The following is a 10,701-nucleotide window of genomic DNA, read 5'->3' as shown; positions in this document are numbered from 1 at the left end:
TGTCCTGTGTCTGATGCCGGCTGGGCTAATAGCCCAGAAGGACTCGACGGCGGCAAAAGGACCGGCCATCCAATCGGTCGCGGATTCCGCCGCCTCCAAGAAACCTGCCCCGGTTTCTGCCCCTCCGGCCATAATCGATTCCAGCGATGAATATAATTTTCTGGAGTTATATTATTACGGCCCTGCCTACGAGGGAATGTACGATGTTTACGATCCCTGGGACATCTATCCCGATCGGGAGGGCGATTCCCGGGAGCGGGATAGCGACAGCCGGGAGAGCCAGGAACGGGAGGCCAGGGAGGAATGACGAGCCGTTACGGTTTATAATATGCTCACCAGATTATTCGGTTTCTATTCGGCGTTCAATAAAAAGGAAAGACTGGTATTTTGGCTGATTCTGCTGTCCTGCGTTTTTGACGGAATGACCCAGGGGGTGCTCCTGCTGCAGGAGACCATAGCCAAGAAAGCCCTGGCCGCCAGCGATTTCCAGATATCAGTCATCGGATTGCTGGCCAACGCCACCATGCTGCTGTCTCTGGTGGTCAGTTTCTTCTTCAGCAACCGCAGCAAGAAATGGATCCTGATTCCCGGCCTGGTGCTGGGCCGGCTGATCTTTATCCTGGCCTTCATGCTGGAGGGGACCAACTTTTTCCTGCTGCTGCTGTTCTTTTACTATTCCCTGTATGCCGTGCAGGGGCCGATAATAAATTCATTCTATCAGAAGCACATCGCCCAGAAGAAGGGCCAGGTATTCGGCCTCACCCGGATGGTGCTGATGATTTTCTCCATGGCCACTTCGCTGGTGGTGGGGCGCCTGCTGGACATCTCCCCACAGCTGTACAAGCCCATTTTGATGAGCATCGCCGTCACTGGGGGGATTACCTACCTGCTGTTCATCATCATAGATTCGCACATCACCTACCGGCCGGAATCAAAATACCGGATGAGGCGTACCGCCCGCGACCTGAAGGTGATGTTCAAGCGCACCGATTTTCTGATGTTCGAGCTGGCTTTTATGACCTATGGGCTGGCCTTCATGGTGATGGTCCCGGCGGTGCCGCTGTTCCTGCTGAACCAGCTGAAATTCAGCTATTCCCAGATGGCCCAGGCCAAGGGGGTGTTTGCCCAGATATTCATGTTAGCCCTGATGCCCCTGGCCGGGATGATATTCGACCGAATAAACCTGTGGAAGATAGCGGCCATCTCCTACGCCATCATGGTGGGGTATCCCCTGCTTATGTTCCTGGCCAGCTTGTATAACAGCCGGGCACTGGCCTATGCCAGTCTGTGCTTCTTTTCGCTGGGCCTGACCGGCATCGTAATGCTGTGGAACCTGGGCTCCCTGCATTTCGCCGGGGACCGGGACTCCCTGGTCTACCAGGGCCTGCATGTGACCCTGACCGGGGTCCGGGGATTCCTGGGTCCGCTTTTGGGATATTACCTGCTCTCCCGGGTGGGATACCGGGCCGATTTCATCCTGGCCATGATCCTGTTTGCCGGGGCCTCGGGAATGAGCATCTATTTCAAAAGAAAATACAGCCAAGCACCCGCTAAAATATGAAAGAAAACAAAAAGCATATTATAATTATCGGCCTGACCGGCGGGGCCGGCTCGGGCAAAAGCACTGTGGCCAGGGTTTTTCGGCGCCGCGGAGCTTGCGTCATTGATGCCGATAAACTGGGACACGAACTGCTGAATGAAAAATTACCCTGCTTTGCCAAAATTGTCAAAGGTTTTGGCTCCGGTATTTTGTCCGATAAAAAGACCATAGATCGCGGCCGGCTGGGTGAACGGGCCTTCTCCGATCCGGCCGAAATGTCCCGGTTAAACCGTATCGTGCACCCCGCCCTCCTGAGGGAGATTAAAAACCGCATCCTGCTTTGCCGGGCAAAATGCCCCGCCAGGCCGATAGTAATTGACGCTGCGCTGATCGTGCAATGGGGTCTGGAGAAAAAGTTGGATATTTTGATAATGGTGAACTCGCTAAAAAAGCTACGTCTGGCCAGATTGCAGGCCCGGGGGATATCTATGATCAAGGCCAGGAAAATAATAGCTTCGCAATTGTCGGTTTCTAAAACAAAACATAAGGCCGGGATTATTATCACCAACAATGGCACTATCGGCCAGCTAGAAAAAAAGGCTGCCCGGGTCTGGAATAAAATATTTATTTAATGGCAAAAAGGTTGAATTGTTCACCATTTTTGTCGTAAAATGAACATTACTTGTTTCCCGAAAACATAAGGTGGGCATAATAAATAAAAGGGAGTGAGTGAAAAGGCCAGATACCATGATGTTCCTGACCTTCGGCCCCCGGGTCATTTACCTGGCCCTCATTGGAAATGGGTAAGGTCAAACCACTAAATGGGAAAAATACAAATCAATAAAGGATGACCCTGCTTTGACAATAGAAGAATTGAAAGATAACAGCCAGATAGCCGATGAGAATATAAAGAACCTGCGGAGGTATCTTTGACCTAGACCGTCTGGATAACGAGCTGGCCGAATATGAGACCCGAATGTCGACCCCGGATTTCTGGAACGACAATATCAAGGCCAAGGAGGTCATCGCCCAGGCCAACCGCCGCCGGGAATGGATAGATCCCTGGAAGGAGCTCAGGAAAAAGTGCGACGACGCCCTCTCCCTGCTGGAGCTGGTGGAGGAATCGGACGCCGAATCCTTAAAAGAGATACATGACGATCTGACCTCCCTGGAAAAAGGCATCGAGGGCCTGGAGTTTCGCCATATGCTGCGGGGCGAGGATGATGAAAGAAGCGCCATTCTAACCATCCACCCCGGGGCCGGGGGGACCGAATCCCAGGATTGGGCCGAGATGCTGCTTCGGATGTACACCCGCTGGATGGAGCGCAATGGCTATCAATATAAGGTGATCGACCTGCAGCCGGGCGACGAGGCCGGCATCAAGAGCGTCACTGTGGAAGTGTCCGGAAAGCACGCCTTCGGCTATCTCAAGGCCGAGATCGGCGTCCACCGGCTGGTGAGGATATCTCCCTTCGACTCGAACAAGCGCCGCCATACATCGTTTGCCTCCGCCTTCGTTTATCCGGAAATTGACGACGACATCAAGGTGGATATTCTGGAATCAGATATTAGGATAGATGTCTACCGGGCCGGCTCAGCCGGCGGGCAGAACGTCAACAAGGTGGAGACCGCCATCCGGATGGTTCACATTCCCACCGGGATAGTGGTCTGCAGCCAGAACGAACGATCCCAGCACCAGAACCGGATCAACGCCATGAAGGTGATGCGCTCCCGGCTATACCAGCATTATAAGGCCGAAGAGGATAAAAAACGCCAATCTCTAGAGGCCTCTAAAACCGATATCGCCTGGGGCAACCAGATCCGTTCCTATGTCTTCCACCCCTACAGCATGGTCAAGGACCACCGGACTTTGGAGCAGACCGGCGATGTGAAAGCGGTGATGGACGGGGAAATAGACCGGTTCATAAATGCCTATCTGAAGAAGGGCGGCAAGTTCGACAAGGTGGAATCCGGGGATGACCTCTGACCGGATAGGTTTTTTTGAACCACAAAGGACACAAAGGTTTTAATGTTTTTAACTTTTAACTTCCACACGTCATTGCGAGAACACCAGCCAGCAATAACTAACGAAGCAATCCAGGGAACCTTTAACCAACAAGACACAAAGGCTTTTATTCTTTAAGCTTTAAGCTTTAAACTTTAGACTTTAGACTTATAGCAGACCCAAAATCAAAATAATGGAAGGAGGTGTGTTGAATGGTAGCAGCTTATGAGTTCATCAATTGCGATGCCGGCAAAGCCGAACTGGTAGTCAGGGCCCTGCGCAAGATCAAAGGGTTAAAGCAGGCTCACGTGGTAACCGGGCTTCATGACATCATCGCCTATGTGGAGGCCCCAAGTATGAAGGACTTGACCAAACTGATCATTTCCAAAATCCAGGGGACCAAGGGCGTCGGCCGAACAGTTACCTGCATCGTGGTCAACGGCAACTAGATTTATCTGCGGTTAAAGGGCCGCCCGTAAGGGCGGCCCTTTGGTTTTTATTAATCCGATAAAATAAATAATGAGGAGGCTGACCGCTATTGTCATGATGGTGGATGATGATGATGGTGACGGTGACGGTAGCTGTGGTGGTGGGTATATATTTTAAGGAGAATGAAAAAATAGTAAATATGTTTCGTTTAGTTAAAATATCTAACAAGTTCATTGTGTCACAAAATGTCAATAGATATTGACAAATATATACATGATGTGATATATTCTGTATATGCAAATATCAAAATACAAAATACTTTATGAACTTCTTGGGAAGCGTAGTGTAATTAGCATTAGTGACCTCAATGCGCATAACATTCCGCGGGAATATCTTTCGCGTCTATATAAACAAGGCAAGCTTGAGAAGGTCGGACGAGGTGTGTATTCATTCCCTAATGTCAATAAAACAGAGAATTACGCTTATGCACATGTATCAAGGCTAGTGCCTAAAGGCGTTGTTTGCCTGATTTCAGCACTGCGTTTCAATAATTTCACTACACAACTGCCGTGGCAAATATGGGTTGCCATAGATGAGAAAGCACGACGGCCTAACGTTGATAACCGTAATATTAAATATATAAGATATTCCGGTAAAGCTTTTACAGAAGGCGTCGAAGAACATATAATCGAAGGCGTCAACGTTCGGGTTTACAGCCCCGCCAAGACGGTGGCCGATTGCTTCAAATACCGCAACAAGATCGGCCTGGACGTGGCCCTGGAAGCCCTTAAGGAAGGCCGTAGGGCCCGCAAGTTCACCGCAGACGAGCTGACCAAATACGCCAGGATAGACAGGGTGCTAAACGTGATCAGGCCGTACATGGAGGCGGTCTTTTGAGCCGTAAGCCGGTGACCGACATCGGCGCTTCGGTGCGCGAGCGCCTTAAGCAGAAAGCTGACAGCTTGGGCTACGACTTTAAGGTCCTGCTCACCCATTATGCCCTGGAGCGTCTGCTTTACCGTCTGGGCCGCTCGAAATACCGGGATCGGTTCCTGCTAAAGGGCGCCTTGCTTTTCAAGGTCTGGTACGATCAGATGGTTCGTACCTCGATGGACGCTGATCTGCTGGGTGAAGGAAACAGCGATATACCGAAGTTGGTGAAGATATTCCGGGAACTGTGCCTGGTTCCGGTAGAGCCGGACGGGTTAGAATTCCTGCCGGACACCGTCAGTGGCCTGGAGATACGTGAGAATGCCGAATATCAGGGCGTAAGAATAACGCTGACAGCCATGCTTTCCGGCGCCCGGATTCATTTGCAGATAGACGTCGGTTTCGGCGATGCGGTGGTTCCCAGGCCCAAGAGCATAAGGTATCCAGTGCTGCTGGGTTTTCCCGCCCCCAGCATCAAGGTTTACACACAATACACGGCAATTGCCGAAAAACTACAGACGCTAGTTGACAAAGGTCTGGCCAACAGCCGGATGAAGGATTATTACGATATTTGGTACATATCTAGGCATAGCAATATCGACGGATCAAAGCTTTCCAGGGCAATAGCGGCTACCTTTAAGAGAAGGAAAACGGGGTTGCCGGAAACCTTGCCGGAAGGTCTGGGCGATGGTTTCGCCTCAGATAATGCCAAGCAGCGGCAATGGACGGCGTTCCTTAAAAAGACTAAGCCCGGCGAGATATGCGAACTGGATGCCGCTATAAATGAGATGAGGATTTTTCTTATGCCAGTGGTCGAATCTCTAATCGAAAAGAAACCATATAATAAAACTTGGCATCCCGGGCAAGGCTGGCTTTAAGGGATTTGTGATCTATCCCCGGTAATCGTACCAGTATAAAGGTTTCCTTATTGGCCACTTAAAAAGCATAAATATATTTTATCGGTTTAATGCGGCAAAAAAGAGGGCCGTCCATAAACGGGCGGCTTTTTTAATTTTCGTTATTATTGTGTAAACCGTGCTGGCTGGTTTCAAACCATCCCCTACAGGTAGAAGCAACAATCCAACATATTGTGTAAAAGTTTACCATTAACCTGATTTGAGTTTAATGTAAAAAAATATCAAAAAATATCATTTTTTTCTATTTTAGGGATTGACATTTCATATGAAATCTTATATAATATCAATTCTTTAGGAAAACTTTTATGTATGCCATCTTCCTGCCTTATTAAAGAAAGTAGGACAGGACATGGGGATTTTTGTTTTTAATCCCCCGGCAGCATCAACGGAAAATCGGTTAAGGAGATCCCATGCCGACCATCAACCAACTGATCCGACACGGAAGAAAAACCAAATCCAAAAAGACCAAGGCCCCAGCCCTGAAAAACTGCCCCCAGAAGCGCGGCGTCTGCACCAGGGTCTACACCACCACCCCCAAGAAGCCCAACTCAGCCCTGCGCAAGGTGGCCAAGGTCCGGCTGTCCAACGGTATCGAAGTATTGTCCTATATCCCCGGCGAGGGTCATAATCTGCAGGAGCACTCCATTGTGATGGTGCGGGGCGGCCGCGTCAAGGATCTTCCTGGCGTGCGCTACCACATCGTCCGCGGGACCCTGGACACCTCCGGCGTGGACGGCCGCAAGAGAAGCCGCTCGCTGTACGGCACCAAACGCGCCAAGAAATAATCCCTTGTCCCAGCAACTTTCCAAAAATAAAAATATAACACCGAGACTGGTATAAAAATGCCGAGAAGAAAAAGAGTCATAAAGCGGGAACTGCTGCCCGATCCCAAATACCACGACACCATGGTTACCATCTTCATCAACAACCTGATGGAGCGGGGAAAGAAGAGCATCGCCGAGAGGATCTTCTACAACGCGGTGGAGATCGTGGAGAAGAAGACCAAGGCCTCGGGGATCGACGGTTTCAAGCAGGCCCTGAACAACATCAAGCCAGTGCTGGAGGTCAAGCCCCGCCGGGTGGGCGGCGCCACCTATCAGGTGCCGGTGGAAGTAAAACCGGAGCGCCGGACCGCACTGGCCATCCGCTGGATGATCGCCGCGGCGAAGTCCCGCTCCGAGCAAACCATGCGGGAACGCCTGGCCGGAGAGATCCTGTCGGCCATCAAGAACGAGGGCGGCGCCATCAAGAAGAAAGAGGACGCCCACAAGATGGCCGAGGCTAACAAGGCCTTTGCCCATTACCGGTTCTAAGACCCCTTCCTTATGTCCCTTCCCCGTGGGGAGAGGGAATAGTAGTGAGGGGCGGACAGATGAAGTTTGAAATTCAGAAAATATAGTTAAATGAACAACCTGTCGCCATTTTACATCGCATATCATATCTGAAATAGGCAGATCGATATTCTGGCTGCCTGATTGATAGAGTTCACAGGCGGCGGGAGATAGGAAACAAATTGGCGCAGGAATCTTTAAATAAGACCAGGAATATCGGCATTATGGCCCATATCGATGCCGGCAAGACCACCACTACCGAGCGGATACTTTATTTTACCGGCAGACTCCACCGGATCGGCGAGGTCCACGACGGAGCCGCCACCATGGACTGGATGGAGCAGGAGAAGGAACGCGGCATCACCATCACCTCGGCCGCCACCACCTGTTTCTGGAAAGATCACCGGATAAACATCATAGATACCCCGGGCCACGTAGACTTCACGGTCGAGGTGGAACGCTCTTTGAGAATATTAGACAGTGCAGTGGCGCTGTTCTGCGCCGTGGGCGGAGTGGAACCGCAAAGCGAAACGGTGTGGCGCCAGGCCGACCGGTATCACATTCCCCGGATAGCCTTCATTAATAAGATGGACCGGGTGGGGGCCGACTTCGACGATGCGGTCTCCATGATGCGGGAGAGGCTGGCCGCCAAGGCGGTGCCCATCCAGATGCCCATCGGTCGGGAGGAGGCCTTCAGCGGGGTGGTTGATCTGGTAACTATGAAAGCCCTGACCTTTGACGAGAAGGGCGAAAAAACTCCCGAAGCTGGGCCCATACCAAAGGATCTGATGGCGGACGCCCGGAAATATCATGACAGCTTGGTAGAACAGGTGGCTGAGTTCGACGAGGAGGCCATGCATGCTTACCTGGACGGCAAGGAGATCACCCCGGAGATGCTGAAAAGGTCCATCAGAAAAGGTGCCTTGGAGATTAAGATATTCCCGGTGCTGTGTGGGGCTTCATTCAAGAACAAAGGGGTTCAGTTGCTGTTGGACGCCATCGTGGATTATCTGCCGGCCCCCACCGATCTTCCACCAATCACCGGCATCAATCCCTATACCAGCCACAAGGAAGAGCGGCATGACAGTCCCGACGAGCCTCTGGCCGGCCTGGTGTTCAAGATAGCCACCGATCCTTATGTGGGCAAGATTTCGTTCGTCAGGATCTACTCCGGAGTTCTCAAGGCCGGCGAAACGGTCTATAACAGCAACATCGACAAGCGGGAACGGGTCAGCCGGATCCTGATGATGCATGCCAACAAGCGTGAGGATGTGGACCAAATATCGGCCGGAGACATCGCCGCCTTGGTGGGATTAAAGGAAAGCCGCACCGGGCATACCATCTGTGACAAGACGCATCCCCTGGTGCTGGAAGCCATGAAATTCCCGGATCCGGTTATAGCGGTGGCTCTGGAGCCCAAATCCAAGGCCGATCAGGACAGGATGGGATTGGCCCTGGCAAAACTGCTGGAGGAGGATCCCACCTTCAAGGTGAAGACCGACGAGGAGACCGGCCAGACAATCATCTCCGGCATGGGCGAGCTTCATCTGGAGATAATCGTGGACCGCATGCTGCGGGAGTTCTCGGTGCAGGCCAACGTGGGCAAACCCCAGGTATCGTACCGCGAGACCATCCGCAAATCAGTCACCAGCAACATCAAATTTGCCAAGCAGACCGGCGGCCACGGACAATTCGCCCACGTGGTGATACATGCCGAGCCCAAAGAGGCCGGGACCGGATTTGAATTCGTCAATTCCATCATCGGCGGCAACATACCCAAGGAATTTATTCCCTCGGTGGAAAAGGGCGTCAAGGACGGTCTGGAATCAGGGGTGCTGGCGGGATATCCGGTAGTGGATGTCAAGGTTGAGCTGACCGACGGCTCCTATCACGAGGTGGATTCTTCGGACATGGCCTTTAGGATAGCCTCTTCTATGGCGGCCCGGGATGCCCTGCAGAAAGCATCATCAGTTCTCTTAGAACCAGTTATGGACGTGGAAGTGGTGGTCCCCGAAGTGTATATGGGTGACGTGATCGGTGACCTCAGCGCCCGCCGGGGTAAGATTCTGGGATTGGTGAAACGCAAGGATGCCCAGGTCATAGCCTCGATGGTCCCCCTTTCCGAGATGTTCGGGTACGCTACCAGATTGAGATCCCTCTCTCAGGGAAGAGCCATTTACACCATGCAGTTTCATCATTACGAGGAGGTTCCCCGGTCTGTTTCCGAGGAGATAATGGAAAAAAGCGGAAGCCGGCACTAATTACGTTCAGTTGAAAAGTAAAATATAAAGCGAAAAATTTACCAGAATATAAGGAGATTCCAGGTATGGCCAAAGCAAAATTCGAGCGAACCAAGCCGCACGTAAATATCGGGACGATCGGTCACGTTGATCACGGCAAGACGACGTTGACCAGCGCCATCACCAAGTACCTGGCGGAGAAGGGCCTGGCCAAAGCCAAGAGCTACGAGGAGATCGACAACGCCCCGGAGGAAAAGGCCCGCGGTGTGACGATCAATGTTCACCATGCGGAGTACGAGACGCTGAAGCGGCACTATGCGCATATGGACTGTCCTGGCCATGCCGACTACATCAAGAACATGATCACCGGAGCGGCCCAAATGGACGGGGCGATCCTGGTGGTGGCGGCCTCGGAAGGTGCGATGCCCCAGACCCGGGAGCACATATTGCTGGCCCGTCAGGTTGGTGTTCCGGCCCTGGTGGTGTTTCTGAACAAGGTAGACCAGGTAGATGATCCGGAATTGATAGAGATCGTAGAGATGGAGGTCCGTGACCTGTTGACCCAGTACGGGTTCCCCGGCGACCAGATCCCGTTCATCAAGGGCAGCGCTCTGAAGGCCATGGAGGGCGACCCGTCGGAGATCGGGGTCCAGGCCATCCAGGGCCTGATGGACGCTGTGGATAGCTACATACCGGAGCCGGTGAGGGATATAGACAAGCCGTTCCTGCTGGCCATCGAGGACGTGTTCTCGATCACCGGGCGTGGCACGGTTGGCACCGGTCGTATCGAGCGGGGCAAGGTCAAGGTGGGCGACAAGGTTGAGCGGGTGGGAGTCAGGGAGACCCGTGAGACAGTGGTGACCGGCGTGGAGATGTTCCGGAAGTTGATGGACGACGCCCAGGCTGGAGACAACGTTGGCGTGCTGCTGCGTGGCATCGAGAAGACCGACCTGGAGCGGGGCATGGTTCTGGCGGCCCCCAAGAGCATCACCCCCCATAAGAAGTTCAAAGGCGAAGTATATGTGCTGACCAAGGAGGAGGGCGGGCGGCATACCCCGTTCTTCACCGGCTACCGGCCTCAGTTCTTCTTTAGGACCACCGACGTCACCGGCAATTTAAGCCTTCCCAAGGGCGTGGAGATGATCATGCCGGGCGATAACGTCACCATCGAGGGCGAGCTGTTGACCCCCATCGCCATGGAGAAGGGCCTTAAGTTCGCCATCCGCGAGGGCGGCCGCACCGTGGGCGCCGGAACCGTTACCGAGATCGTGGAATAGGACCACCTGCCCTCCCGGTATCGGAGAGGGAA

The 10,701-nt window shown here is 52.7% G+C and carries 11 protein-coding genes; all 11 read left to right on the top strand.

Annotated elements, in window-relative coordinates; translation table 11 throughout:
• Positions 1 to 307, top strand: a 307-nt coding sequence (locus KJ869_06120) for a hypothetical protein (protein MBU1576768.1), incomplete at its 5' end; no start/stop codon positions are given.
• A gap of 21 nt (positions 308 to 328) precedes the next feature.
• Positions 329 to 1,561: an MFS transporter gene (locus tag KJ869_06115; GenBank protein MBU1576767.1), complete on the top strand. Its 1,233-nt coding sequence runs from the start codon at positions 329 to 331 to the stop codon at positions 1,559 to 1,561.
• Positions 1,558 to 2,172 (top strand): dephospho-CoA kinase, encoded by a 615-nt coding sequence (coaE, locus tag KJ869_06110; protein MBU1576766.1) that lies wholly within the window; start codon positions 1,558 to 1,560, stop codon positions 2,170 to 2,172. Before KJ869_06115 ends, coaE begins: the two co-directional genes overlap by 4 nt.
• 232 nt (positions 2,173 to 2,404) lie before the next feature.
• Positions 2,405 to 3,527 (top strand): peptide chain release factor 2 gene (gene prfB / locus KJ869_06105; protein ID MBU1576765.1). Its coding sequence is split into 2 segments (ribosomal slippage): positions 2,405 to 2,470 and positions 2,472 to 3,527, totalling 1,122 coding nucleotides; the frame shifts between segments, so codons are not numbered across the junction.
• A gap of 230 nt (positions 3,528 to 3,757) precedes the next feature.
• Positions 3,758 to 3,994 carry an Lrp/AsnC ligand binding domain-containing protein gene (locus KJ869_06100; GenBank protein ID MBU1576764.1) on the top strand — a complete coding sequence of 79 codons (237 nt, stop codon included), beginning with the start codon at positions 3,758 to 3,760 and terminating at the stop codon, positions 3,992 to 3,994.
• Between the two features lie 274 nt (positions 3,995 to 4,268).
• Positions 4,269 to 4,871, top strand: coding sequence for a type IV toxin-antitoxin system AbiEi family antitoxin domain-containing protein (locus tag KJ869_06095; protein ID MBU1576763.1), 603 nt, complete (start codon positions 4,269 to 4,271; stop codon positions 4,869 to 4,871).
• An 11-nt stretch (positions 4,872 to 4,882) separates the two neighbouring features.
• Positions 4,883 to 5,782 (top strand): nucleotidyl transferase AbiEii/AbiGii toxin family protein, encoded by a 900-nt coding sequence (locus KJ869_06090; protein ID MBU1576762.1) that lies wholly within the window; start codon positions 4,883 to 4,885, stop codon positions 5,780 to 5,782.
• 449 nt (positions 5,783 to 6,231) lie between these two features.
• The gene (rpsL, locus tag KJ869_06085; protein MBU1576761.1) at positions 6,232 to 6,606 is read left to right on the top strand and encodes a 30S ribosomal protein S12; all 375 of its coding nucleotides are present in this window, start codon (positions 6,232 to 6,234) and stop codon (positions 6,604 to 6,606) included.
• 57 nt (positions 6,607 to 6,663) lie between these two features.
• Positions 6,664 to 7,134: a 30S ribosomal protein S7 gene (gene rpsG, locus KJ869_06080; GenBank protein MBU1576760.1), complete on the top strand. Its 471-nt coding sequence runs from the start codon at positions 6,664 to 6,666 to the stop codon at positions 7,132 to 7,134.
• A 200-nt stretch (positions 7,135 to 7,334) separates the two neighbouring features.
• Positions 7,335 to 9,413: an elongation factor G gene (gene fusA / locus KJ869_06075; GenBank protein ID MBU1576759.1), complete on the top strand. Its 2,079-nt coding sequence runs from the start codon at positions 7,335 to 7,337 to the stop codon at positions 9,411 to 9,413.
• A 65-nt stretch (positions 9,414 to 9,478) separates the two neighbouring features.
• Entirely contained in the window at positions 9,479 to 10,669 is a 1,191-nt protein-coding gene (gene tuf / locus KJ869_06070) for an elongation factor Tu (protein ID MBU1576758.1), read from the top strand.
• Positions 10,670 to 10,701 lie beyond the last annotated feature (32 nt).

The sequence above is a fragment of the Candidatus Edwardsbacteria bacterium genome, from assembly GCA_018821925.1.
GTDB lineage: Bacteria > Edwardsbacteria > AC1 > AC1 > EtOH8 > UBA2226.
Note: the sequence above shows the minus strand (reverse complement) of the source record. Positions and strands in the feature narration are given on the sequence as shown.